We start from the raw sequence: 23,782 nt of genomic DNA, 5'->3' as shown, positions 1-23,782 counted from the left end.
GGCGGAGCCGGGGCCAACCGCCGCCGGGGCCACTGTGGGCTGACCGGCTAACCGGCGCAGTGGTTCTCGGCCACGGCCGTGTTCCCGGCGGTGCTGCCGAGGGACGCCGCCGTGTTCCAGTCGGCGCACGCGGCGCGGGTGTCGCCCAGGCGCGACTCGGCCACCCCGCGCTGGTGATAGGCGTCGGCGTATCCGGGAAACAGTCCGATCGCCGTGTTCAGATCGGATACGGCTCCCTGCGGGTTGCCCAGCTCGGTCCCGGCCACACCGCGGAGGTAGTACGCCTCCGCCAGTTGCGAGTCGTACTGAACGGCGGCGGAGAGGTCCGCATAGGCCCCCTGGTAGTCGCGCAGGGCGATCTTGGTCTTCCCGCGCTCGTTGTAGCCGGCGGCGAAGGTCGGCAGTCGCGACACCACGTTGTCGAGTTCGGCGAGAGCCCCCGAGTAGTCGCCGTTGTGATATCTGGTCATGCCCAGGTAGTGGTGCGCGAGCATGAAGTCGGGGTCGAGTTCGACGGTGCGCTCGAAGTCGGCGGTGGCGCCGTCGTACCGGCCCTCGCGGAACCTGGCGATGCCCCGGGCGTTGTACGTGAACGCCACGCCCGGTTCCTTGGCGATGGCGTCGCTCATGATGGTCTCCGTGTTCCGCCAGGCGGTGTTCCGGACGACCGTCAGCGTGGCGAAGAACGCGACGAACACCGCCATCACGCCGATCACGCAGGCCCGCAGCCGGCGGTCGCGATGCCGGAGCGCCTTCTCCGCGAGACAGGCCGCGACCAGGAAGAGACCCAGATAGGGCAGGTACGCGTACCTGTTCGCGTGGTAGCCGTCGATGAGGAGCACGGCCTGGGCCGGGGCGACGCCGGCCAGGAAGAACCCGAGCCCGAACACCACGACCCTGCGGGCCGGCTTGACCAGCAGGAGAAGGGCGGCCCCTGCCACGAGGGCGAGCGGGCAGAGGAAGAAGAGCCAGGACAACGGTTTGCGGGGGTACTCGTACGCGAGGGACAGGTGGAGCGGATAGACCACCTGCACCAGATGGTTGCCCACCGCCGAGCAGGCCAGAAGGAACCGGTCGAGGATCGTGTACCCCTGGGGCGGGACCACGTCCTCCCGCACGTTCAGCGCGACGAGAATCGCGGCCGCGGAGACGGCGAGAAAGGGAATCTTCTCGAACAGCACGCGGCGGGACAGCGGGCGGCCCCGGAAGAAGTCGACGAGGAACAACATGAGGGGAAGCACGACCGCGGTCGACTTGGAGAGCACGGCCAGCCCGAAGAGGAGCAACGACCAGACCAGCGGCGGCCACCGCTCCGACTCCAGGTGACGCAGGTACGTCAGCAGCGCGGCCAGCGTGAAAAGCGTGGCCAGCAGGTTGCTGCGGGTGGATATCCAGGCGACCGAGTCGACGTTCACGGGATGGATCGCGAACGCCGCCGCCACGAAAGCGGCCGGGAAGAGACGCTCGGTCAGCCGGCGGATCAGCAGGAACACCAGGACCACGTTGACCAGGTGCAGCACGACGTTGGTGAAGTGGTACACGCCCGTCGCGCCCTGGCCGAACAGATAGTCCACCGCGTACGACACGTACACCAGCGGTGTGTACATGAACTGGAGCGGAGTGGTGAACCAGTGGCCGATGTTGGCCGCGCTGAACTCCCGGATGGAGATGTTGTCGATCACGCCCTCGGGGTCGTCGAAGTAGACGAAGCCGTTGCCGATCCCGTTGGCGTGCACGGCGAAGGCCACCGCGACGATCGCGAACAGGATCTGCCGTCGCAGGGTCCGATCCTGCCGTTCGTCCGAGGCCGCGCGAGCGGCGGCGATGCGAGCGTTCCGGCGGGTGGCCGGGCGGGCGGGCGTCATCGCACCTCTCCAGCGGCCGACGGGCACCGGGCCCGCCCGGACGGCATGTCGGGGGAGGGCAGGGAGGGGAGGCCGCCGGGACTCCGCCCCCTGGTGCGCGGTCTTCTCAACATCACGCATCTTCCTGTGCCATGCACATGGGGGGGTTACGCGGACGGGAAACCGGCCACGGCGCACGCGCCTGTCACCGCGATGTGCAGCGGAGCAAATATGACGCGGTGGGACGTGTCAAGATCCCGGCCCGCCTCCACGCGCACCGCCCGCAGGCGGCAACCGGGGTTCTCCGGTCCCTGACCAGGGCTCCGGTGCGGCCCTCTTCGAGCCGCCTCGATGAAAATTTCACCTGTGCCGCCGTCCGGCGCGGCCCGGTCGCCCCGGCACGGCGGCATGTCGTCCGGCCGATTCCGCCAGGCGCGGTGAACGGGGGCGGTCTTCGCGATCTCCGGCGATGGAATTTTCAGGCCGGGCGCGGGCCGCCCCGTCCGATGGCGGAGCGAACCCCGACGTCAGCGACGGCCGCCCGGCGCGGTGGGCGTCGACAGTGGCTTTCGTACGGATTCGGACTGGCGCCGGGGCTCAGGACCTTGACATCATCTCCGATCATGGGCGCGTCCGCGCTCGCCCGTACGGCCCCCGGTGCGGCAGGACCCCCGGCGTGCCCGCGGCCGCGCGGAGCAGGACCGGTCCGGCGGCAGACTCCGCCGGAGGCGGAAGGACGTACGGCCACCGCGTACGCACGGCGGTGCCGGCAGGGGCGAGTGGAGGGGCGGCACGTGACGGCTTCTGTCCAGGAGACCGGCCGCGACCCGGAGCGCGGGGAGCGGCCCGGGACGGACCCGGAGGATCGCGGGCCGGACGAGGAGGAGCCCGGCCACGGCGACGAGAGTCCTCCGCCGGAGGGCGCCTCCGCCGAGGCGGCGGAGCGGAACGCCACGGTCAGGGACGCGCTGCTGCTGTGGGTCGGCACCAGGGCCGGGATCGTCCTCATGGCGGTCTACGGCGTCCTGGCCGTCTCCGGCACCAACAGGGCCCCGCTGCTGGAGCGGTGGCACTACTGGGACGTCGACCTGTTCCGGGAGATCGCGGAGTTCGGCTACGGCGGCGACCCGAACCAGGACCCCGACCCCGGGCTGCCGGCCTTCTTCCCCGGCCTGCCGCTGGCGCTGCGCCTGGTCCACCTGGTGGTCCACGACTGGACCCTGGCCGGACTGATCATCTCGTTCCTGGCCGGCGCGGTGGCGATGGTGGCGCTGGCCAAGCTCGCCGACCTGGAGGCGCCCGTCGGCGCCGGGCGCTGGGCGGTGCTGGCCCTGCTGCTGTGCCCGCCCGCCGTCTTCCTGTTCGCCGGCTACTCCGAGGCGCTCTTCCTCGCCTTCGCGCTGCCCGCCTGGCTGGCCGTGCGGCGCCGCAACTGGGCGGTGGCCTGCGCCCTGGCCGCCGGGGCGTCCTGCGTACGGGTGACCGGCCTGTTCCTGGCCGCGGCGCTCGTGACGGAGTTCGTCGTCAGCAGGATCCGCAGGGACGGCTGGACCGGCTGGCGCGACGCGCCCTGGCTGCTGCTGCCGTTCGCGCCGATCGTCGCCTACTCCGCCTACCAGCACTCCCGTACGGGCGACTGGCTGGCCTGGAACCACGCCCAGGAGGCCGGCTGGGGCCGGAGGATGGTCTGGCCCTGGGAGTCGTTCCGCTCGACCTGGGACATGACCGGCGACGCCACGTTCGGGCCGATGTTCCGCCTGGAGCTCGCGGTGGCGATCGTGGGGCTGCTGCTGCTCGTCTGGCTCCTGGTCACCCGCCGCTGGGCCGAGTTCGTCTACGTCGGGCTCCAGGTGGCCGTGCTCACCACGTCGACGTTCTACATGTCGATGCCCCGGGGAGCGCTGCTCTGGTGGCCGCTGTGGGTGCTCGTCGGCCGTACGGCCGCCCGGCACAGATGGGTGATCATCCTCTACGCCACCGTGATCGGGCCGCTCACGGTGCCGATGGTCATCTCCTTCATGAACAGCTCCTGGACCGGCTGACCACCGCCCCGGGGCGGGCCGAGGGCTCCGCCTAGAGTGGGAGCATGCTGATCCATCCGTGGGACGCCGCGTCGGAGGAGGAGGCGCTGGCCTTCGTCCGGGTGAGCGAGTTCGGCCACCTCATCGCGTCGGGACGCGGTCGCGACGTGCCGGTCGTCGTGCCGACCCAGTTCCTCCTCGCCGACGCCTCGACGGTCCTGCTCCACCTGGCCCGGCCCAACCCGGTGTGGGCCGCGATCGAGGAGAACCCCGCGGTCCTGCTCTCCCTGGCCGGCGACTGGGCGTACGTCAGGGGCGCGTGGAAGGTGCTGCCGGACAGCGGCGAGGACCCCCGGCTCGGCATCCCGACCACGTACTACGCCGCCGTGCAGCTGGTCTGCCACGCGGAGATCGTCGACGACGCCGAGGGCAAGGCGGAGATCCTCCGCGCCCAGCTCGCCCGGCTCGACGACGGGCTCGCCGATCCCGCCGAGCACCGCAGGTCCCTGCCCGGCATCCGGGGCCTGCGGCTCGCGATCCAGAAGATCGACGGCAAGTTCAAGTACGGCGGGAACGTGGACGAGGCCCACCGCCGGTACGTCGCCGAACGGCTCGCGGAGCGCGGTGGCCCCGGGGACGAGGCCGCCCGCGGTCACCTCCTCCGCAGGCTGGGGTGACCGGCCGGGGCGACCCGTCGGTCAGAGCGCCGCGACGATCTCCTCGACGCGCTGCCGCGCGTCGCCGAAGAGCATCCGGGTGTTGTCCCGGAAGAACAAGGGGTTCTGCACGCCCGCGTAGCCGGTGGCCATCGACCGTTTGAAGACGACGACGCGGTCCGCCTCCCACACGCGCAGGACGGGCATGCCCGCGATGGGACTGTCCGGGTCCTCGACGGCCGCCGGGTTGACGGTGTCGTTGGCCCCGATGACCAGGACGACCGAGGTCCCGGCGAAGTCGTCGTTGATCTCGTCCATCTCCAGCACGACGTCGTACGGCACCTTGGCCTCGGCGAGCAGGACGTTCATGTGGCCCGGCAGGCGCCCGGCGACGGGGTGGATGCCGAAGCGGACCTCCACCCCGCGGTCGCGCAGCCTGCGGGTGAGCTCGGCCACGGGATACTGCGCCTGGGCGACCGCCATGCCGTACCCGGGGGCGATGATCACCGACTTGGCGTCCTTCAGCAGCTCGGCGGTGTCGCCGGCCGTGACCTCCTGGTGCTCCCCGTAGTCGGCCTCGACGGCGTGCCCCGCCTCGACGCCGAAGCCCCCGGCGATCACCGACAGGAACGAGCGGTTCATCGCCTGGCACATGATGTACGACAGGTAGGCGCCGGACGAGCCGACCAGCGCGCCGGTGACGATCAGCAGGTTGTTGTCGAGCAGGAAGCCGGACGCCGCGGCCGCCCAGCCGGAGTAGCTGTTGAGCATCGAGACCACGACGGGCATGTCGCCGCCGCCGATGGAGGCGACCAGGTGCCAGCCGAGCGTCAGCGCCACGGCGGTCAGCGCGACGAGCAGCCCGAGGCCGGGGGAGGCCACGAAGAGCACGGTCAGGACCGCGAACGCGGCGAGCGCGCCCAGGTTCAGGTAGTTCTTGCCGGGCAGCGTCATGGGCCTGGAGTCGATCCGGGCCGACAGCTTGAGGAACGCGACGACCGAACCGGTGAAGGTCAGCGCCCCGATGAACACCCCGATGGACACCTCGGCGTGATGGATGCCGAGCAGCGAGCCGGCGGCCTCCGGCCGCGCCGCGCCGCCCTCCTCGACCTGGAGGAAGCCGTTCCATCCCACCAGGACGGCGGCGAGGCCGACGAAGCTGTGCAGGATGGCGATCAGTTCCGGCATGGCGGTCATCTCGACGACCCGGGCCCGCCAGAGCCCGACGGCGGCGCCGATCGCCATCGCGGCCACGAGCAGGGCGACCGCGGGGACGTCGCCGCCGTCCGCGGCGAGGGCGACCGTGGCGGCGAGGGCGACGACCATGCCGGCGACGCCGGACACGACACCGGAGCGCGCGGTCTCGTGCCTGGACAGGCCGGCGAGGCTGAGGATGAACAGCAGGGCCGCGACGATGTAGGCGGCCTGCGCGGCGGTGGTGAGAGTCACGGTCAGCTCCTCGTGAACATGCCGAGCATGCGCCGGGTCACGGCGAAGCCGCCGAAGATGTTGATGCTCGCCAGCAGGATCGCGACGAAGGCCAGGGCGGTGACCACCCCGCCCCCCTGCCCGATCTGCAGCAGCGCGCCGACGACGATGATCCCCGAGACGGCGTTGGTGATCGACATCAGCGGCGTGTGCAGCGCGTGGTGGACGTTCCCGATGACGTAGTAGCCGATCACGATCGACAGGACGAAGACGGTGACGTGCTCGATCAGCGCGTTCGGCGAGAGGGCGGTCAGCAGGAACAGCGCGACGGCGACGGCGGCGACGAGCAGGTGCCGTCGCCGGCCCGGCGGGGGTGACGGCGTCGCCACGGGCGCCGGAGGCGGCGGCGCCGCGGTCGCGGCCGGTGCGGCGGGGGCCGCGCTGACCGCGATCGGCGGGGGCGGCCAGGTCTTCTCGCCGTCGCGGACGACGGTCATCGCCCGCTGCACGGGATCGTCGAGGTCCAGCCTCACGTGGCCGTCCTTGTCCGGCGTGAGCAGTTTCATCAGGTTGACGAGGTTGGTGCCGTACAGCTGCGAGGCCTGCGCGGGCAGCCGCCCGGCGAGGTCGGTGTATCCGATGATCGTCACGCCGTTGGCGGTGACGACCACCTCCCCGGCCCGGGTGCCGGCGACGTTCCCGCCCTGCGCGGCGGCCATGTCGACGATGACGCTGCCCGGGCGCATCAGCGCCACGTGCTCGGCCGTGAGCAGCGTGGGGGCCGGGCGCCCCGGGATGAGCGCCGTGGTGACGACGATGTCCACGTCCGCGGCCTGCTCGGCGTACATCTCGGCGGCGCGCAGGTCGTAGTCCCGCGAGGTCTCCCTGGCGTAGCCGTCCGCGCCCGACCGCTGGGCGACCCCGACGTCGAGGAACTCCGCGCCGAGCGACCGCACCTGCTCGGCCACCTCGGGCCGGGGGTCGGTGGCCCGCACGATCGCGCCCAGGCTGACCGCCGTGGCCGTCGCCGCCAGCCCGGCCACGCCCGCCCCCGCCACGAGGACCTTCGCCGGGGGGATCTTCCCGGCCGCGGTCACCTGGCCGGTGAAGAACCGCCCGAACGCGTGCGCCGCCTCGATCACCGCGCGGTACCCGGCGATGTTCGCCATCGAGCTCAGCACGTCGAGCGACTGCGCGCGGGAGATCCGGGGCACGGCGTCCATCGCCAGCACGGTCACCGGCCGCCGCGTGAGCGCGTCCAGCAGGTCCGGGTTCGCCGCCGGGCCGATCAGGGAGACGAGTGTCGCGCCGTCGCGCAGCGCCGCGATCTCCTCCTCCGCCGGGGCGTTCACCTTCAGCACGACGCCGGCGCCCCACGTCTCCTCCCGGCCGCCGATCCGCGCGCCCGCCCGGACGTACGCGTCGTCCGTGAAGCCCGATCTCTCGCCGGCGCCCGATTCGACGATCACCTCGTAGCCGAGTGAGAGCAGTTGCGGGATGGTGGCCGGGGTGGCCGCGACCCGGGTCTCACCCGGCGCCGATTCGGCGACGACGCCCAGGCGCTGAGCTGCATGACTCATCGCGGAAATGGTCCTTCCTGTCACGCGGGTCGCCGGGTGGCCGGCCCCGCTGCCGCGCCGCCCGCCGCTCGCTCGTGGCTCGCGGTGGTACGGCGTGACGGTGTGCCGGGCCGTGGCCGGCCGGACAGCCATGAAAGGGGCGGATGCGGTGTGATGCGACGTACGGAGGAAGTGTCCCCAGTTTTCCCCTTTGGGATCAAGGCATCGCCGCAGTAGTTCCGTCATCGCGAACCACCGGACGTGCTCACCCACCCGTCGCCGATGATCCGGTGGTCGTACGGCCGGGAGCGGAGGCGCCCTGTCGTACCCAGGGTGTAGAAGGGTGGCGTGATTCCTGAGACGACCTGGGCGCGGGTGCTCGCCTGGAGGCTGAGGCGGCAGTACGTCGAGCCCGTGAGCGGCGGCGACGCGGTGGCCGTCGTCCGGCGGCTGTGCGGGGTGCAGGCGCAGGTCGCCTCGTCGGCGGCGCTGGCGGTCGCCGTGCGGCAGCGGAACCCGGCTCCCGGCGAGATCGAGGACGCACTGTGGCGTGACCGGACGCTGGTCAAGACCTGGACGATGCGCGGCACGCTTCATCTGCTGCCGGCGGACGAGTTCCCCGCCTACCGTGCCGCCCTCGGGACGCACCGGTTCTGGGAGAAGGCCTCCTGGCAGCGCGGCCACGGGGTGTCCGCCCGGGAGATCGAGGCGGTCGTGGAGGCCGTGCCACGCGTCCTGTCGGGCCGGGTGCTGACCCGGGAGGAACTCGTAGGGGCGGTCGTCGACGCGACGGGGGAGCCGCACCTGAGGGAGGCGCTCACGTCCGGCTGGGGCGCGCTGCTCAAGCCGCTCAGCTTCCTGGGCGAGCTCTGCTACGGGCCGCCGCGCGACGCCAGGGTCACCTTCACCACCCCGGCGGGCTGGCTGCCGGACGGCGGGGGTGCGCCGCTGCCGGCGGACGAGGGGGGACCGCGCCTGCTCCGCGCGTTCCTCGGCGCGCACGGCCCGGCCACGCCGGCGATGTTCGACGCGTGGCTGCTACGCGGCACCACGCCGAAGGCGGTCCTGCGCGGCTGGTTCCACCGGCTGCGCGACGAACTCGCGGAGGTCGAGGTGGACGGCGTGCCCGCCGTGCTGCCGGCCGAGCACCTGGACGACCTGCTGGCGTGCCCCCCGTCCGAGGAGGTGCGTCTGCTGCCCGGCTTCGACCAGTTCATCCTGGGAGCCCCGCGCGACCTGGAACCTCTCCTGCCGAAGGCCGTGCGTCCCAGGGTGAGCCGCGCGGCCGGATGGATCTCGCCCGTCGTCGTGTACCGGGGCCGGGTGGCCGGGGTCTGGGAGGCCAAGGAGGGGCGGCCGGTCGTGGAGCTCTTCGAACCGGTGCCGGAGAACCTCCTCGCCGCCGAGGCCGAGCGTACGGCCGCGCTTCTCGGAGGCCTCCAGACTCCGGGCGCCAGCCTGACACCGAGAGGATAATCACGGGCGAAGCGCCGCGAAGCCTGCCACTGTGGACGGCATGGATCTCACCGACGCCGAGAACCTGGCTCGGGCGCTGAGCGACCTTCTCCACGAGGCCCGCCGGAGCATCGACGAGGGCCGGGAAACTCCCGAGCTCGTGGCGCGGGTCACCGGGCACCTCGGGTGCGACCTGCGGCGCGTCGTGAACGTCGCAGAGAGCTTCCCCAGCTGGGAACACGTCAACCTGCAGCGCGGCACGGACGCGTACCTGGCGGCGTACAGCCCCGGCGCCGAGTGGGCAGGCGTGACCGGCCAGGGGCGCGAGCACACCGAACTCGTCGACATGCTCGTCAGCGCCGCCCGCGGCTGGGAGCGGTTCGAGCCGGGTGCGGTCGACTACGCGACGGCGGCGACCGGGCCCGACCGGACTACGGAGGTCGTCTCGCTCGGCCTGGTCCTGACCCGGTCTCCGGAGGGCGTTCCGGTCGTGCTGAGCCTGCGGGGCCCCCACGAGCACGGCGCGCCGGAGTGCCGGCTCGTCGTGCTCGCCCCCGACCGGGCGAGCGCGACCGCCACCCGCGACGAGGTCGAGCGGCTCATGCGCGCCGACGACGTCTACCAGGGGCAGGTCCTGTCGTTCCAGTGGAGCGAGCACCGGGGCAACGACCTTGTCACCTTCCTGCCCCGGCCGGACCTCGACGCCGAGCAGGTGATCCTGCCCGAAGGCGTGCTCGGCACGATCGAACGGCACATCGTCGGCATCGGCGAGCAGGCCGACCGGCTGCGCGCGCACGGGCAGCACCTGAAGCGCGGCCTGCTGCTGCACGGCCCGCCCGGCACCGGCAAGACGCACACGGTCCGCTACCTCATGGGCCGGATGACCGGCTGCACGGTCATCGTGATGACGGGCGCCGCGATCCGCTTCGTCGCGCAGGCGGCCGGTCTCGCCCGGCGGCTGCAACCGGCGATCGTCGTGCTGGAGGACGTGGACCTGGTGGCCCGCGACCGCTCCTTCACCGAGGACGGCAACCCGCTGCTGTTCGCCCTGCTGGACGCCATGGACGGCGTGGGGGCGGACGCGGACATCACGTTCGTGCTCACCACGAACCGCGCGGATGTGCTGGAGCGGGCGCTGGCCGACCGTCCGGGCAGGGTTGACCTGGCCGTGGAGATTCCCCGGCCCGACGCGGCCGGCCGGGCCGCCCTGCTGCGCCTGTACGCGCGTGACCTGCGGCTGGAGGCCGACCTGGAACCGGTCGTCGCGAGGACCGAGGGCGCCACCGCGTCGTTCTTCAAGGAACTGCTGCGCCGGGCCGTGCTGTCCGCGCTGCGCGCCGGGGACGGGACACCCGTGCTCACGGACGAGCACGTCGGGCGGGCGCTGGAGGAGATGCTGGGCGAGCGCGAGGCGCTGACCAGGTCCCTGATCGGCGCGGGGGAGCGGGGCCCTGACGGCCACGAGGACGAGGAGGACGCGGCGGACTTTCCGGTCGTCACCGGTGGAGGCCCGGTGCCCGGTGCCTACGTTTCGAGGCTCCGTCTCGATTTCGACGGGCCCTGACGGCAGCGCCGCGCCATGCCGCCCCCGCCCCGCCACGGCCACGGGCGCCGGCCGGGCCGCCGCGGGAAGGCCGCCGGTCAGATCACCTCCTTGCGGAGCACGCGGATCAGACCGGCGGTCATCGGGACGACGATCCACAGGGTGGCCGACGCCGCGAGCCGCGCGCCGTCGCTCCAGGTCAGGTCGCCGGTCATCAGGGGCGCGGACGTGGTGCCGAGATCGAGCCATCCGGCGAGGGCCGCGCCGCCCGGGCCGAGCCGGGCGGCCGCGCTCCAGAGCATCGGAGCCGTCAGGCAGATCACGATCGCGCTCGGCGCGTTCAGGAGCAGGGCGCCGAGGGCGAGCCCCGTCGCGGTCACCAGGACGTTCGCCCCGGTCCAGCCGAGCAGCGCGGCGGGGTCGACGTCCCAGACGGCGGGAGTGTTCCGGGCGCCCGCCGCGACGGCCATCACCGGCACCGCGACCAGCATGGCCAGCAGCGAGAGCAGCACGGTCGCGGCCAGGGGCGGCACGCACTTGGCCGCGAGGACGCGATGACGCCGTGGTTCGAGCGCGAAGGTGGTCAACGCGGTGCGGTGCGTCCACTCGCCGGTCATCGTGAGGATGCCGAGCACCGGGAGCAGGGTGCCGAGGGCGATCCCGGCGGTGAAGATCAGCCGCTGCGGTTCCGGGCCGGCCACGGTGGCGCGTGCGGCGACGGACGCGACCACCAGCGCGACCAGGAGCACCGCGACGACCTTTCCGCTGCGGGTGTCGGCGAGCTTGCGGGTCTCGGCCCGCAGCAGCCTGCGAAAGGGGATGGGCAGGTCCTCGGTCGTCGCGCCGTCCTCCGCGGCCGTTGCGTGCGGGCCTTCGGGGCGGTGCGTGCGGGTGGTCATCCTGTGGTCCTCCGTAACCGGGCCGTGTGTCACTTGGGGGGCGCCGTGCGGGCGGTGTTCGCGGTCAGTTCGAGGAAGGTCCGTTCGAGGCCGCCGCCCCGGCCGAGTTCTGCGGCCGTGCCCTGGGCGAGCACGCGGCCCCGGCCGATCACGACGATGTGGTCCGCCACCTGCTCCACCTCGTGCAGCAGGTGTGAGCTGAGCAGCACCGCGCACCCGGTGCCGGCGAGGTCGCGCAGCAGGTGACGCATCCAGTGGATGCCCTGGGGATCGAGACCGTTGACGGGCTCGTCCAGGACGAGCACCTCGGGACGGCCGAGGAGCGCGTGCGCGATCCCGAGCCGCTGCCGCATGCCGAGTGAGTAACCGCCGACCCTCCGCCTGCTCTCCCGCTCGGTCAGCCCCACCAGGCCGAGCACCTCGCCGACCCGTGCGCGCGGCAGCCCGAGGGTGACCGCGCCGAGCGTCAGCACCTCCCTGCCGGTGTGGCCCGGGTGCCGGGCCCCGGAGTCGAGCAGCGTGCCCACCCGCAGCCCCGGGCAGGCCATCTCGGCGTACGGGCGGCCCAGAACGGTCGCCGTGCCCGAGGAGGGGCGGGCGAGCCCGACCAGGATGCGCAGGGCCGTCGACTTCCCGGCGCCGTTGGGGCCGAGGAAGCCGGTGACGCTCCCGGGTTCGACGGTGAAGGACACGTCGTCGAGCGCCTTCACCTTGCCGTAGTCCTTGCTGACGTGCCTGAACTCGATCACGGTGCCAGTTCATCGCGGGCCGGGCGGCCGCCGCATCAGACCCGGGGCCGCCGGCGGCCGACGTGAGGCGGTATGCCGGCGCTGACAATCGATACCTTCGGCTGCCCACACGTCGACCCAGGTCGCCGAACACCAGCTCAGCGCGGTCCCTAGGCTGTGGGGCTGTGCGTGCCCGACCGGAGTACCAGCCGCCCCTGGACAGGAGGGGCGTCGCGCTGCGCTACCTGTGCGCCGTGGTGCCCATGCTGTTCCACGGGGTGGTGCTGGCCTGGCTCGTCGCGCAGGACGGGAGCCGCCTCGCCCAGGCGCTGACCGACGTGGGGCTGGGCGTCCTCGGTCTGGTCCTGATGCGGTGGCGGCGCCGGTGGCCGTGGCAGATCGCGGTGGCGACCGTCCTGCTGACCGCCGTCTCCGCCACGGCGACCGGTCCCGCGCTGGTCGCGTACGTGTCGCTGGTGACCCATCGCCGGTGGAGCCGGACGATCCCCGTCGCGGTCGTGTCGGTGCTGTGCCTGCTGGCGGGCGCCGTCCAAGGCGGGATCACCCAGGCCACCTACGTCTCCACGGTGTCGGGGGTGACGATCCTCGGCGCGCTCACGGTCTTCGGCCTTTACCTGCGCGGACGCCGCGACCTGGAGCTCTCGCTGCGGGAGCGGGCGCTGGCCGTCGAGCGCGAGCAGCGCCAGCGGATCGAGCAGGCACGGCTGGCGGAGCGCGTCAAGATCGCGCAGGAGATGCACGACGTGCTCGCGCACCGGATCTCCCTGCTGGCGATGCTGGCCGGAGGACTGGCGTACCGGACGGACCTCACACCCGAGCAGACGCGTGAGGCCGCGCTGGCCATTCAGGAGAACGCGCACCAGTCGCTCAACGAGCTGCGCACGGTGCTGGGCACCCTCCGCGACGACGGCGAGCTGGAGGCGCCGCAGCCCGGCCTGGACCACCTGGACGCGCTGTTCGGCGAGGTCCGCGCCGCCGGTCAGCGGGTGGAGGTGGACGACAGCGTCGACGGCCGGGACCGGCTTCCCGCGCCGACGGGCCGGCACGCGTACCGGATCGTGCAGGAGGCCCTCACCAACGCGCGCAAGCACGCGCCGGGCAGCCTGGTCACCGCGGAACTCGGCGGCCGGCCGGGGGAGGGCCTGCGGATCCGGGTGACGAACCCGGCCAGGCCCGGCTCGTCCCCCGGGCCGGGTGGCAGGCTGGGCCTGGTGGGCCTGGCGGAACGGACCCGGATGGCCGGCGGCACCCTCAGCCACACGATCCGGGATGGTCGTTTCATCCTCGATGTCCGATTGCCATGGGAGAGTGCGGAGCGTGACCCGACTGGTGCTGGTGGATGACGACCCGATGGTGCGGACCGGCCTCCGCCTGATCCTCGGCGGAGAACCCGACCTGGACATCGTCGGCGAGGCGGAGGACGGGCGGCGGGCCATGGAGGTGATCCGCGACCTGCGCCCCGACCTCGTGCTGCTGGACATCCGGATGCCCGGCCAGGACGGGCTGACCACCACCGAGATGCTGCGAGCCTGGCCGGAGCCGCCGCGGATCCTCGTGCTCACCACGTTCGACGCCGACGAGATGGTGCTGCGGGCGCTGCGGCTCGGCGCGGACGGCTTCCTGCTGAAGGACACCCCGCCGCCCCGGATGATCGAGGCGGTCCGCGCTGTCGCGAGGGGCGAGCCCGTGCTGTCCCCGAGCGTCGCCAGGCAGGTGATCGCCGCGGCCACCGCCGGAGGGGAACCGCCCCGTCCGCAGGCGCGGACGGAACTCGGCAGGCTGACCGAGCGGGAACTGGAGGTCGCGGTCGAGGTGGCGCGGGGCAGCTCCAACACCGAGATCGCCGAGCGCCTCTACATGAGCGTCGCCACCGTGAAGGCGAACGTCACCAGGATCTTCGCCAAGCTCGGCGCCGAGAACCGCGTGCAGGTGGCGATGAGGGTACGCGACGCGGGCCTCCTGGGAGACACCGCGGATTGAGAGTTCCGCCCCGGCGAGCGGGGAACTTCACCGGGGAAGCCTAAACGAATGGTTCAACGATACCGTTGAGATCATGGACATCAATGACCTAGCCCGGCCGCTCGACGGCGCGGCCGTCTCGGCGTTCCTCCGGTCGCTGCCGGCCGAACCCCTGCTGCTCGCACTGGGCGAGGCCAGGCACGGGGTGGAGGCGTTGCTCGAACTGCGCAACGACATCTTCCGGCATCTGGTCGAGCACGAGGGCTACCGGTCGTTCGCCATCGAGAGCGACTGTCTCATGGGCCTGGTGGTGGACGACTACGTCGCGACGGGCGCGGGCAGTCTCGACGACGTCATGGAACGCGGCTTCAGCCACGGCTTCGGCGCCTACCCGGCCAACCGCGAGCTCGTCCGCTGGATGCGCGCGTACAACGAGGAGCACGACGAGAGGCTCCGGTTCTTCGGCTTCGACGGCCCGCTGGAGATCAGCGGCGCCGCAAGCCCGCGCGAGGCGCTCACCGGCCTGTACGGCTATCTCGCCGAGCGGCTGGACCCCTCGTTGCTCCCCTGTGCCCCCGAGACCCTGGACGAGCTTCTCGGCCCGGACGACCGGTGGACGAACCCCGCCGCCGCCCTGGATCCGTCCCAGTCGATCGGACGGTCCGCCGAGGCGCAGCGGCTGCGGCTGATCGCCGACGACCTGGTGGCGTTCCTCGACGCGCAGGCGCCGCAGCTCGGCGGGCCGGACGAGGACCTGGCGGCCCTGTACGGACGCACCGCCACCGGCCTGCTCCGCTACCACCACTGGATCGCCGACACGTCGCCGGCCCGGCTCACCTGGCTGATGAGCCTGCGCGACCAGATGATGGCCGCCAACCTGCGGGCCGTCGCCGGGCACGGCCCTGCCCTGGTCTTCGCGCACAACCGCCACCTGCAGCGGGACAAGAGCTTCCTGCTCCTGGGCGACGCGCCGGTGGAGTGGTGGAGCGCGGGGGCCATCGCGGGCGTGGGCCTGGGCGACCGGTACGCCTTCCTGGCCTCGGCCTTCGGCACGGTCGGCGGCGACGTCCCGCCCCCGGACACCGTCGAGGGCCTGCTGTCGGAGGTCCCGCCGGGCCGCTCCCTCGTCGACGCCCGCCGCCTGGACGAAACCCTCCTCGAGCCGAGCCCGCGCGTCTCGCGTGACTTCGCCTACTTCCCCCTCGACCCCGCCCAGCTCCGCACGATCGACGGCATCGTCTTCCTGAAGGAGACCGGCGACCTGGACTGATCCGCGCGCACCGAGATCGGCCGTCTCGCGCGTACGCCGGGGGAGTCATCGTCTCGCGGTCGCGGCCCGTCGTTCAGACGGCCAGGAGATCGAGGATCCGGGTGGCGTACGCGCGGGGGTGGGTCGTGTTCCCGTTGTGGCCGCCGGGGAACTCCCGCGCCTCCACGCCGAGGAGGGTGGCGAGCTCGTGCGCGCACCGGTAGTCGAAGACGTGCCGGGGCGTGGTGCGCCCGAAGGCCGGGATGACGCGGACCGGCGTGTCCCCGAGCGCGGCGACGTCGAGCGTGTCGCGGACCACGGCGCCGAAGTCGTTGCGGATGAAGAAGTCGAAGCCGGCCCGCCTCCGGTCGTCCAGCGGATGCGGGGTCAGCCCGGGCTCGGTGTCCTGGGCCACGGGGTCGATGCCCAGCGCCGCGGCGATCTCGGCGAAGGCCTCGGCGAGGCCGCGCTCGCGGTAGAGGTCCTGTAGTTCCTCCAGCTCCCGGATGTGGCGGACGCGTTCGGGAGCCGGGAGGAGGCCGGGAGCGACCGGCTCGTGCGCGATCAGGGTGTGCAGCTGCTCCGGATGCTCGACCGCCAGGTGCAGCCCGATGACGGCGCCGAAGCTGCATCCGAGCATGTGCGCCGGCCGGTCGGTCACCGCGGCGAGCAGGCGATGGACGTCGTCCACGTGGTCGGCCATGCTCGCCCCCCGGTCCGGGTCGTCCAGCGCGCTGCGAGACAGCCCGCGCCGGTCGTAGGTGATCACGGTGTGGTCGCCGGCGAGGTGCCGGACCAGGTCGGTGGTGCGATCGGCGTCGCCCTCCCCGCTCTGCGAGATCAGGAGCACGGGACCGGTGCCGTGCACCTCGTAGTACAGGGTCGCGCCGTTCGCGCGCAGCAAGCCGCTCATCTGGTCATCCCTTCAGGACAGGTGGCCTCGACGCACACCATAATCCATCAAATCTGATGCATCAAGGATGATGTATTGTGGGAGAGTGAACGGAGTCGACCTCTTCCTGCTCGGCAGGACCCTTATGAAGATCGGCGAAGAGGCCATGCCGGTCGAGGACATCACCCCGTCGAGAACGACGCAGGCCGCGAGCCTCCGGACGGTGCTGGTGGTCGTGGCCGATCTTCGCGCCCACCCGGAGACCTCCGTCGGGGAGATCGCGACGCGGACGGGACTGCCACAGAGCGCTGTGTCGGCGGCCGTCGCCCGGCTGAAGGAGGCCGGGGCGGTCGTGACGGCCCCCGATCCGGCCGACCGCCGCCGGGTCGTGATCAGGACGGCGCCCGAGGTCTCGGACCGGGTGGAGGCCGTGCGGGCGGCCGGTGTCGAAGGACCCCTGGCGGCGGCTCTGGGTACGGAGGATCCGGCGCGGGTCGCCGAGGTCGTCGCGGCGCTCGAATTCCTCGCAGGCCGCCTCGCTCCGGGATCGGCCCCGCGCCGTCCCTGACGGCGGGAGGCCGGCGGTCGCCGGGCTCTGCCCCGTTCGTCGTCGCGTTCACACCCGAGCGCGGCATCATTCCCGGCCGCTACCGGGCCACGTACCCGACCTACCACCAATGCCGGTGGCCGTGGGCCTCCATCGAATGGTTTCGGCATTCCCGCCTGGATATGAGTTCCGAGTTCATGGGCAAATCACCTTCTGTTCGGGATCGCCTCGGCTTTCAGTACGACGCGCTTCTCCTCCTGCCGGACCCGAAAGGCCGGTGCGAACTCGTGGGCTTCGACGCGGAGAGCCGGCGCGCGCAGGGGCCACTGAAGCGATTTCGGGCTGCTGGGTGCAGGTGTGACAGGCCCTGATATGGGCCGACGCCGCCGCCGTCCGGGACCGGAAATATATCGGTCTTTCTTAGTCCTTCATTTCCGGATGAGTCCGCGATTCGCGGCAAAGCGTGACGGAATGCGACCTTCCCGATAGGGCTGTCATCGACGATTCCGGTGGTGCGTTAGCTTTTCGAGCGCCGGGTTGACTGATCCTTACACTCAATATTAAGGTATATGTCAGGATTGTCGGTTTCGTTCCCATCCCTTCGGTCCGCGTGGCGCGGCAGGGCTGTCGAAGTATTCGGGGGTTCCATGACGAGGGAAAAACGCGTGCGTCGGCGTCCGTACGACGATGAATTTCCGGAATTCCCTCCCGCGACGCGCCGGGGCATGGCCCCCGTGATCCACCCTGTCCGTGCGGAGGGGGAGATCTGATGGCCGGGAACCGGCTGACGACCTCACTCGGCTGGGACGACGGCGCGGTGGTCGCCGTGGACCAGCGCGCGCTTCCCCATGAGTACCGGTTGCTGCGGCTGGAATCGGTCGAGCACCTGGTGGAGGCCATCCGGTCCCTCGCGATCCGCGGGGCCCCGGCGATCGGGCTGGCCGGAGCGCTGGGAGTGGCGCTGTCCGTGTGGCGGCATTCCGACGGGAAGACCGTCGACGTGCGGGCCGTCCACCGCGACGCCACGCTCCTGGCCGAGGCGCGGCCCACCGCGGTCAACCTCCGCTGGGGGGTGAGCCGGGCGTTGCGCCGTCTCCCGGACGGCCCGGAAGGCGTTCTGGCCGAGGCGTTGGCCATGCTCGACGAGGACGCCGCGACCAACCGGTCGGCCGCCGGACGGGCCGCGGATCTGGTGATCTCCCTGACGGGGGATCGCCCTGCCCGGATTCTCACCCACTGCAACACCGGCCGCCTGGCCACCGCCGCGGTCGGCACCGCTCTCGGCGCCATTCTCGAACTGGCCGGCCGGGGCCGGGTCGAGGAGGTGCTGGTCGACGAGACCAGGCCCCTGCTCCAGGGGGCGCGTCTCACCACCTGGGAGCTCGGCGAGGCGGGCGTGCCCCACAGGCTGTGCGTGGACGCCGCCGCGGCCGCCGCCATGGCGCGGGGACTGGTCGACTGCGTGCTCGTGGGGGCGGACCGGATCGCGGTGAACGGCGACGTCGCCAACAAGATCGGCACCTACGGGCTCGCCCTGGCCGCGGCCCGTCACGGTGTCCCCTTCATCGTCGTCGCGCCGGAGTCCACGTGTGACCCGACCCTGGCCGACGGATCGGGGATCGTGCTGGAGGAGCGGGGCCCCGAGGAGGTGACCGGCTTCGGCGGGGTCCAGGTGGCCCCCGCCCGCTCCGCGGTGTTCAACCCCGCGTTCGACGTCACACCCGCGGAGCTGATCACCGCCATAGTCACGGAACGGCGGGTGATACGCCCCCAGGCAGACGGCGACCGGGATTCCCTGGCGGAGCGGGTGGCGGCACAGACCCGGGAGGTCGCCGACTTCCCCTTCCCCGGAGTCCGCTTCCAGGACCTGTCGGGCGTCTACGCGCAGCCCCGGTTGGTGCGGGACCTGGCGCATGCTCTGGCCGGCGCGTACAGGGGGCGCTTCGATCACGTTCTCGCCGTCGAGGCGCGCGGATTCCTGCTCGGCACGGCGGTGGCACAGGCGTCGGCGAAACCGCTGACGCTGTGCCGCAAGCCCGGCAAACTCCCCGGCCCCCTGCACACCGTCTCCTACGACCTGGAGTACGGGACCGACACTCTGCAGATACAGCGCGATCGGATCCCTCCGGACGCGCGGGTGCTCGTCGTGGACGACGTGCTGGCCACCGGGGGGACCCTGGCCGCCGCGGAGAAGCTGGTCACGGCCGGCGGGGGGCGGGTCTGCGGGCACGGAGTCGTACTGGAGATCGCCGCGCTGGCCGGGCGGCGGCGACTCTACCCGTCGCAGGTCTTCGCGGTGCACACGGTGGGAGGTGCCCAGTGATCACGAACGTGGACCACGACGTCGCCGCCCGGTCCCTGGCGGAGACGGCCCGTGAACTGTACGCGCGAGGCTGGATGGAGGGGACGGCGGGCAATCTGTCCACGCGCCTGTCACACGAGGCCGGCCATGCGCTGATAACGGCCAGTGGCCGCGGCAAGGGCAGGCTCACGGCGGCCGACACGGTGGAGGTCCGCATCGCGACGGGGGCGCCGGTCAGGCCGGACGCGCCCCGGCCCTCGGCGGAGACCGCGATCCACATGGCGCTGTTACGCCTCTTCGGCGATTGCGGCGCGGTCGTGCACGCGCACCCGCCCTACGCCACCGTCGCCGCGGCCCATGCGTGGGAGAGCGATACGGAGGCGGAGATTCCCCTCATCCGCTTCCGCGACTTCGAGCTCATCAAGGGGTTCGGGGTCCGTGATCCGGCCGAGGTGGCGGTCCCGGTGTTCCCCAACTGGCCTCGGGTCGCCCGGATCGGCGAGGACATCGAAACGCACTTCACCGGCCTGCCGCCGGGATTCCCCACCGTGCTGCTGATCGCCCATCACGGGGCGACCGCCTGGGGGCCCGACCTGGACAGCGCCCGTGACCGGCTGGAATGCCTGGAGGCACTGTGCCGGCTCCGGTATCTGAACTCCATGGCTACAACGATTCAGGAGACTCCATGACCATGCTCCGCGTCTTCGCCGAAGACGGCCGTCCCCTCTCCCGGACCAGGGATCAGAGCGAGATCGCCCGGCGACTGGCACCTCTGGGAATCCGATTCGAGCAGTGGGCCGCCGCCGCCCGGCTGTCCTCCACCGCGGGCCAGGACGAGGTGCTGGAGGCCTACCGCGCCGACGTCGACCGGCTCAGCGCGGAGAACGGCTACCGGCTGGTGGACGTGGTGCGCATGCACCCCGGAGAGGCGGACGCGTCCCGGGAGGCGGAGATCGCCCAGGCGAGGGAGAAGTTCCTCAGCGAGCACGCCCACGCCGAGGACGAGGTGCGCTTCTTCGTCGAAGGGCGCGGCTGCTTCTATCTCCACCTGGACGACCGGGTGTACGCGGTGGTCTGCGAGGCCGGAGACCTGCTGGGAGTGCCGGCGGGCACCCGGCACTGGTTCGACATGGGCCGGGCGCCGCATTTCTGCGCCATCCGGTTCTTCCAGGAGGAGGACGGCTGGCTCGCCGAATTCACGGGGAACCCGATCGCCACCCGTATCCCCTATCTCGACGAGCTGCTCGCGCCGGTCCCGTGAGCGACGCCATCGTGGTGGACATCGAAGGAACCACGAGTTCCGGCTCCCATGTCCACACCCAGCTCTTCCCCTACTCCCGCAGGCGCGTCCCCGAGTGGATCCGGAGACCGGACCCCGGCGTCGCCGCGATCGTCGAGGAGGTTCGCGCCGTGGCCGGTCGTCCGGGCGCGTCCCTCAGCGAGGTCGCCGCCATCCTTCGCGGCTGGATCGACGCGGACGTCAAGGCGGCTCCGCTCAAGACCCTGCAGGGGCTCATCTGGGAGGCCGGATTCACCTCCGGGGAACTGACCTCGCACCTCTACCCGGACGTGCCCCACGCCCTGCGGGACTGGCACGCGCACGGGCGCCGGCTGTACGTGTACTCCTCGGGGTCCGTGCTGGCGCAGCGCCTGTGGTTCCGCCATACCCCGTACGGCGATCTCTCCCAGTGCCTCTCGGGGTACTTCGACATCCGCAACGCCGGCCCCAAGCGAGAGGCGGCCTCCTACGCCGCCATCACGGCCGCCATCGGCGTTCCCGGCCCGCGGACGCTGTTCCTCTCCGACACGCCGGACGAACTGGACGCCGCCCGGCGGGCGGGCTGGCGGACGGCACAGGTTCTCCGTCCCGAGGAGGGGGCGGCCCCGGCACCGGGGCACGTCCAGGTGACCGGCTTCCACGAGGTGGCGGAGGCGGCGGCCTGGTAGCCGCGCCCTCCCCTCCCCGCGACGGCGGCCGCATCCCCTCCCACCCTCGGGCCGCGTCCGACGACACCCTTGGAAAGGTGATCATGGTTGACCACACCACTGCGCGGGGCTCCGGCGAGGCTCCCGTCGCGGAGATCGCCGTCATCGGCGGCAGCGGCTTCTACTCCTTCATCGAGGACCCCCAGGAGTTCCGGCTGACGACCCCGTACGGCGAGCCCTCCGACGCGGTCGCCGTCGGCAGGGTCGGCGGACGAATGGTGGCCTTTCTCCCGCGCCACGGCCGTGGCCACGAGCATCCTCCGCATCGCATCAACTACCGCGCGAACATGTGGGCGCTGCGGTCGCTCGGGGTCCGGCAGGTCCTCGCGCCCTGCGCGGTCGGCTCGCTCCGGCCGGAGCACGGCCCCGGCACGCTCGTCGTCCCCGACGGACTCGTCGACCGCACCAGCGGCCGGGCCCAGACCTACTTCGACACCGGTGCCGTACACGTGCCGTTTGCGGATCCGTACTGCCCGGTCGGCCGCGGCATCGTGGTGAAGACGGCCACCGAGTCCTGGGGCGAGATCGTCGACGGCGGCGCCATGGTCGTCGTCGAGGGGCCGCGTTTCTCCACCCGCACGGAGTCCCAGTGGTACGCCCGGCAGGGGTGGTCCCTGGTCAACATGACCGGCCACCCGGAAGCCGTCCTCGCCAGGGAGCTCGCGCTGTGCTACACGCCCGTCGCGCTCGTCACCGACTTCGACGCCGGCATCGACGCGGAGAGCGCGGTGAGCCAGGCGGAGGTCTTCCGTGTCTTCTCGGCCAACATCGAGCGGCTGCGGGGTCTCCTGCGCGAGGTCGTGCGGGCGCTGCCCACCGAGAGGAACTGTCTCTGCGCGCACGCCCACGACGGCATCGAACTTCCCTTCACGCTGCCGGGCCGGCACTGATCGTCGCGTGGTCCGGGCGAGGCCTCGCCCGGGGTGCCGGTCGTGACGGGGTCGATGTGACCGTGGTGACCCACCCGCACCCGTCCGTCCCAACTGAGGAGTGTCGATCTCACGTGTCCACGCTCGACCTGGATCAATCCTCGATCGAGTTCCACCGGATGATCGCGCGGAAAGACGTCGTCGGCCTCGAACTGCTGAGCACCGCCGAGGCCGTGCAGGCGCACCTCGCCGACGCCGCGAAGCGGTGCACCGGCGAGGTGCTGGCGGTCTACGCCTGCGGCTTCCCCTCGCAGAGCGTCCTGCGCGGCTCGGCCGAGCGGGACTTCGGCGCCGTCGCGCGAGGCGCTCGGATGAAGGTCTGCTGGCAGCACTCGATGATCGCCAGCACCCGCCTGACCTGGTACGTCGACGCCGCCCGCGGCCTGGGTGCCGAGATCCGCGGCTGCGACCAGTCGCCCCACCGTTTCGTCATCTACGACGACGTGGTCTTCTTCCCCCGGGACGCGCTGGCCGAGGACGAGCCCGGCGCGGTCATGACGCGGGCTCCCGCCGCGGTCGAGTACTTCCGGGCGCAGCACCGCTTCTACTGGTCGGGAGGCAGGCCCGTCGCCGCGGCGGGGGAGGGGGGCGAGGCGGACGAGTTCATCGAGAGCGACCTCGCGCGGGACATCGTCCGGCTGCTGGCCCAGGGTGAGAAGGACGAGGTGGTCTCCCGCAAGCTCGGGATCTCCCTGCGTACCTGCCGGGCGCACGTCGCACGGATCATGAAGGTGCTCGGCGCCAGGAGTCGCTTCCAGGCGGGGGTGTACGCGGCTCGGACGGGACTGGCCGGGGACTCTTCCCGGCGGCGGTGAGGCGGTCGCCGGCGCGACGGACGGCCGCCACCGCGATGCCCGCCGCGATCAGCGCGGCGCCCGCCACGTGGAAGGCGTGGATGCGCTCCCCGAGGGCGAAGAAGGCCAGCACCGCTCCGAAGACCGGCATCAGATGGAGGAACTGCCCCGCCCGCGCCCCGCCGACGAGCTCGACTCCGCGGTTGTAACAGAAGTAGGAAAGAATCGAGGGGATCAGAGCCACGTAGGCGACGGCGGCGACGGCCCCCGCGGTGACGTGGACGACGTGCCCGCCGGCGGCTTCGGCCACGGCCAGGGGCGCCAGCATGAGAGCGCCGAGGCCGAACGTGGCCGTCAGGAGGCTCACCGGGTTCACCTGGGGCCTGCGGCGCAGCAGGGCGGTGTAGAGGGCGTAGCTCACCACGGCCACGAAGATCCATCCGTCGCCCGCCCGCAGCCGCAGGCCAACGGACCCCAGCGGGCTGCCCTGGGTGACCACGAGCCAGACCCCGGCCAGGGAGACGACGAGCCCTGCCACCTGGGCCACGCCCGGCCGCTCGCGGAACAACGCGAACGCGAACACCACGATCAGTAGCGGCATGACCGACTGCATCAGCAGCGCGTTGATCGCCGTGGTCGTCTGCAGCCCGGTGTAGATGAGGGTGTTGTACGCGGCGACGCCGAAGATCGACAGCGCCAGCACCGTCACCCAGTGCCGGACGAGGATCCGCCGATCCTGCCGCAGCTTCCGCCATCCGAACGGGAGGAGGACGACGAACGCCGTCAGCCAGCGCAGGAAGGCCAGGGTCGCCGGCGGGACCGAGTCGTGGACGAGCCTCCCGACGATGAAGTTGCCCGACCAGCCGAGCACGGCGAGACAGAGAAGCGGAACCGGGGATCCGTAAAGCCTGCCTGCCAGCCCGCCCGGTCGCATCCGTCTCCTCCATCCCTCGGCCGGCGGCTCGGCCGC

21 protein-coding genes are annotated in these 23,782 nt (G+C 72.1%); 14 read left to right on the top strand and 7 right to left on the bottom strand.

Annotated elements, in window-relative coordinates; translation table 11 throughout:
* Positions 1 to 47: 47 nt before the first annotated feature.
* Positions 48 to 1,865 (bottom strand): glycosyltransferase family 39 protein, encoded by a 1,818-nt coding sequence (locus HHX33_RS10615; protein ID WP_182874411.1) that lies wholly within the window; start codon positions 1,863 to 1,865, stop codon positions 48 to 50.
* A gap of 773 nt (positions 1,866 to 2,638) precedes the next feature.
* On the opposite strand from HHX33_RS10615, the gene HHX33_RS10610 reads away from it, so the two are divergent.
* Together HHX33_RS10610 and HHX33_RS10605 are read left to right on the top strand one after the other, a co-directional pair.
* Positions 2,639 to 3,886, top strand: a complete 1,248-nt coding sequence (locus HHX33_RS10610; RefSeq protein ID WP_310741296.1) for a mannosyltransferase family protein — start codon at positions 2,639 to 2,641, stop codon at positions 3,884 to 3,886.
* A gap of 44 nt (positions 3,887 to 3,930) precedes the next feature.
* Entirely contained in the window at positions 3,931 to 4,542 is a 612-nt protein-coding gene (locus HHX33_RS10605; RefSeq protein WP_182874410.1) for an FMN-binding negative transcriptional regulator, read from the top strand.
* Positions 4,543 to 4,563: 21 nt separating this feature from the next.
* Here the strand turns inward: HHX33_RS10605 and pntB are convergent, their stop codons facing one another.
* Together pntB and HHX33_RS10595 are read right to left on the bottom strand one after the other, a co-directional pair.
* Complete coding sequence (gene pntB, locus HHX33_RS10600; RefSeq protein ID WP_182874409.1) at positions 4,564 to 5,970, bottom strand: Re/Si-specific NAD(P)(+) transhydrogenase subunit beta; 1,407 nt, start codon at positions 5,968 to 5,970, stop codon at positions 4,564 to 4,566.
* Between the two features lie 2 nt (positions 5,971 to 5,972).
* On the bottom strand, positions 5,973 to 7,529 hold the full coding sequence (locus HHX33_RS10595) for a Re/Si-specific NAD(P)(+) transhydrogenase subunit alpha (protein WP_182874408.1): 1,557 nt from the start codon (positions 7,527 to 7,529) through the stop codon (positions 5,973 to 5,975).
* A gap of 327 nt (positions 7,530 to 7,856) precedes the next feature.
* On the opposite strand from HHX33_RS10595, the gene HHX33_RS10590 reads away from it, so the two are divergent.
* A complete protein-coding gene (locus tag HHX33_RS10590; RefSeq protein WP_310741295.1) occupies positions 7,857 to 8,984 on the top strand; it encodes a winged helix DNA-binding domain-containing protein in 1,128 nt (375 codons plus the stop codon).
* Positions 8,985 to 9,024: 40 nt separating this feature from the next.
* Positions 9,025 to 10,527, top strand: a complete 1,503-nt coding sequence (locus HHX33_RS10585) for an AAA family ATPase (RefSeq protein WP_182874407.1) — start codon at positions 9,025 to 9,027, stop codon at positions 10,525 to 10,527.
* 77 nt (positions 10,528 to 10,604) lie between these two features.
* On the opposite strand, the gene HHX33_RS10580 is transcribed toward HHX33_RS10585, so the two are convergent.
* Both HHX33_RS10580 and HHX33_RS10575 read right to left on the bottom strand, forming a co-directional pair.
* On the bottom strand, positions 10,605 to 11,405 hold the full coding sequence (locus HHX33_RS10580) for an ABC transporter permease (protein WP_182874406.1): 801 nt from the start codon (positions 11,403 to 11,405) through the stop codon (positions 10,605 to 10,607).
* 29 nt (positions 11,406 to 11,434) lie between these two features.
* Complete coding sequence (locus HHX33_RS10575) at positions 11,435 to 12,154, bottom strand: ABC transporter ATP-binding protein (protein WP_182874405.1); 720 nt, start codon at positions 12,152 to 12,154, stop codon at positions 11,435 to 11,437.
* A gap of 164 nt (positions 12,155 to 12,318) precedes the next feature.
* Between HHX33_RS10575 and HHX33_RS10570 the strand changes: the two genes are divergently transcribed.
* From HHX33_RS10570 to HHX33_RS10560, 3 genes are all read left to right on the top strand, one after another.
* Positions 12,319 to 13,497 (top strand): sensor histidine kinase, encoded by a 1,179-nt coding sequence (locus HHX33_RS10570; protein WP_182874404.1) that lies wholly within the window; start codon positions 12,319 to 12,321, stop codon positions 13,495 to 13,497.
* Complete coding sequence (locus tag HHX33_RS10565; protein ID WP_310741294.1) at positions 13,472 to 14,134, top strand: response regulator transcription factor; 663 nt, start codon at positions 13,472 to 13,474, stop codon at positions 14,132 to 14,134. Before HHX33_RS10570 ends, HHX33_RS10565 begins: the two co-directional genes overlap by 26 nt.
* Positions 14,135 to 14,207: 73 nt before the next feature.
* The gene (locus HHX33_RS10560; RefSeq protein ID WP_182874402.1) at positions 14,208 to 15,383 is read left to right on the top strand and encodes an erythromycin esterase family protein; all 1,176 of its coding nucleotides are present in this window, start codon (positions 14,208 to 14,210) and stop codon (positions 15,381 to 15,383) included.
* A gap of 73 nt (positions 15,384 to 15,456) precedes the next feature.
* Here HHX33_RS10560 and HHX33_RS10555 read toward each other — a convergent pair whose 3' ends face one another.
* Complete coding sequence (locus HHX33_RS10555; RefSeq protein WP_182874401.1) at positions 15,457 to 16,275, bottom strand: alpha/beta fold hydrolase; 819 nt, start codon at positions 16,273 to 16,275, stop codon at positions 15,457 to 15,459.
* 85 nt (positions 16,276 to 16,360) lie between these two features.
* Here HHX33_RS10555 and HHX33_RS10550 point away from each other — a divergent pair, with 85 nt between their 5' ends.
* The 7 genes from HHX33_RS10550 to HHX33_RS37120 all read left to right on the top strand — a co-directional run bounded on the left by HHX33_RS10550 (position 16,361) and on the right by HHX33_RS37120 (position 22,833).
* Positions 16,361 to 16,822 (top strand): MarR family winged helix-turn-helix transcriptional regulator, encoded by a 462-nt coding sequence (locus HHX33_RS10550; protein ID WP_310738306.1) that lies wholly within the window; start codon positions 16,361 to 16,363, stop codon positions 16,820 to 16,822.
* A 748-nt stretch (positions 16,823 to 17,570) separates the two neighbouring features.
* Positions 17,571 to 19,124: an S-methyl-5-thioribose-1-phosphate isomerase gene (gene mtnA / locus HHX33_RS10545; protein WP_182874399.1), complete on the top strand. Its 1,554-nt coding sequence runs from the start codon at positions 17,571 to 17,573 to the stop codon at positions 19,122 to 19,124.
* On the top strand, positions 19,121 to 19,792 hold the full coding sequence (gene mtnB / locus HHX33_RS10540; protein WP_182874398.1) for a methylthioribulose 1-phosphate dehydratase: 672 nt from the start codon (positions 19,121 to 19,123) through the stop codon (positions 19,790 to 19,792). Before mtnA ends, mtnB begins: the two co-directional genes overlap by 4 nt.
* A complete protein-coding gene (locus HHX33_RS10535) occupies positions 19,789 to 20,364 on the top strand; it encodes a 1,2-dihydroxy-3-keto-5-methylthiopentene dioxygenase (RefSeq protein WP_182874397.1) in 576 nt (191 codons plus the stop codon). The genes mtnB and HHX33_RS10535 overlap by 4 nt, the downstream gene beginning before the upstream one ends.
* A complete protein-coding gene (gene mtnC, locus HHX33_RS10530; protein ID WP_182874396.1) occupies positions 20,361 to 21,050 on the top strand; it encodes an acireductone synthase in 690 nt (229 codons plus the stop codon). Before HHX33_RS10535 ends, mtnC begins: the two co-directional genes overlap by 4 nt.
* Positions 21,051 to 21,133: 83 nt before the next feature.
* Entirely contained in the window at positions 21,134 to 21,979 is an 846-nt protein-coding gene (locus HHX33_RS10525) for an S-methyl-5'-thioadenosine phosphorylase (protein ID WP_182874449.1), read from the top strand.
* A gap of 113 nt (positions 21,980 to 22,092) precedes the next feature.
* On the top strand, positions 22,093 to 22,833 hold the full coding sequence (locus tag HHX33_RS37120) for a helix-turn-helix transcriptional regulator (protein ID WP_182874395.1): 741 nt from the start codon (positions 22,093 to 22,095) through the stop codon (positions 22,831 to 22,833).
* Here HHX33_RS37120 and HHX33_RS10515 read toward each other — a convergent pair.
* Positions 22,742 to 23,746 carry a DMT family transporter gene (locus tag HHX33_RS10515; protein ID WP_182874394.1) on the bottom strand — a complete coding sequence of 335 codons (1,005 nt, stop codon included), beginning with the start codon at positions 23,744 to 23,746 and terminating at the stop codon, positions 22,742 to 22,744. The genes HHX33_RS37120 and HHX33_RS10515 overlap by 92 nt on opposite strands.
* Positions 23,747 to 23,782 lie beyond the last annotated feature (36 nt).

Source organism: Microbispora sp. H10670 (genome assembly GCF_014161385.1).
GTDB lineage: Bacteria > Actinomycetota > Actinomycetes > Streptosporangiales > Streptosporangiaceae > Microbispora > Microbispora triticiradicis.
Note: the sequence above shows the minus strand (reverse complement) of the source record. Positions and strands in the feature narration are given on the sequence as shown.

What these genes read in the sequence shown, in the direction of transcription:
- HHX33_RS10615 (WP_182874411.1), bottom strand. Translation starts at nt 1,865, where the DNA reads ATGACGCCCGCCCGCCCGGCCACCCGCCGGAACGCTCGCATCGCCGCC.
- HHX33_RS10605 (WP_182874410.1), top strand. Translation starts at nt 3,931, where the DNA reads ATGCTGATCCATCCGTGGGACGCCGCGTCGGAGGAGGAGGCGCTGGCC.
- HHX33_RS10595 (WP_182874408.1), bottom strand. Translation starts at nt 7,529, where the DNA reads ATGAGTCATGCAGCTCAGCGCCTGGGCGTCGTCGCCGAATCGGCGCCG.
- HHX33_RS10585 (WP_182874407.1), top strand. Translation starts at nt 9,025, where the DNA reads ATGGATCTCACCGACGCCGAGAACCTGGCTCGGGCGCTGAGCGACCTT.
- HHX33_RS10580 (WP_182874406.1), bottom strand. Translation starts at nt 11,405, where the DNA reads ATGACCACCCGCACGCACCGCCCCGAAGGCCCGCACGCAACGGCCGCG.
- HHX33_RS10560 (WP_182874402.1), top strand. Translation starts at nt 14,208, where the DNA reads ATGGACATCAATGACCTAGCCCGGCCGCTCGACGGCGCGGCCGTCTCG.
- HHX33_RS10555 (WP_182874401.1), bottom strand. Translation starts at nt 16,275, where the DNA reads ATGAGCGGCTTGCTGCGCGCGAACGGCGCGACCCTGTACTACGAGGTG.
- mtnA (WP_182874399.1), top strand. Translation starts at nt 17,571, where the DNA reads ATGGCCGGGAACCGGCTGACGACCTCACTCGGCTGGGACGACGGCGCG.
- HHX33_RS10535 (WP_182874397.1), top strand. Translation starts at nt 19,789, where the DNA reads ATGACCATGCTCCGCGTCTTCGCCGAAGACGGCCGTCCCCTCTCCCGG.
- HHX33_RS10525 (WP_182874449.1), top strand. Translation starts at nt 21,134, where the DNA reads ATGGTTGACCACACCACTGCGCGGGGCTCCGGCGAGGCTCCCGTCGCG.
- HHX33_RS10515 (WP_182874394.1), bottom strand. Translation starts at nt 23,746, where the DNA reads ATGCGACCGGGCGGGCTGGCAGGCAGGCTTTACGGATCCCCGGTTCCG.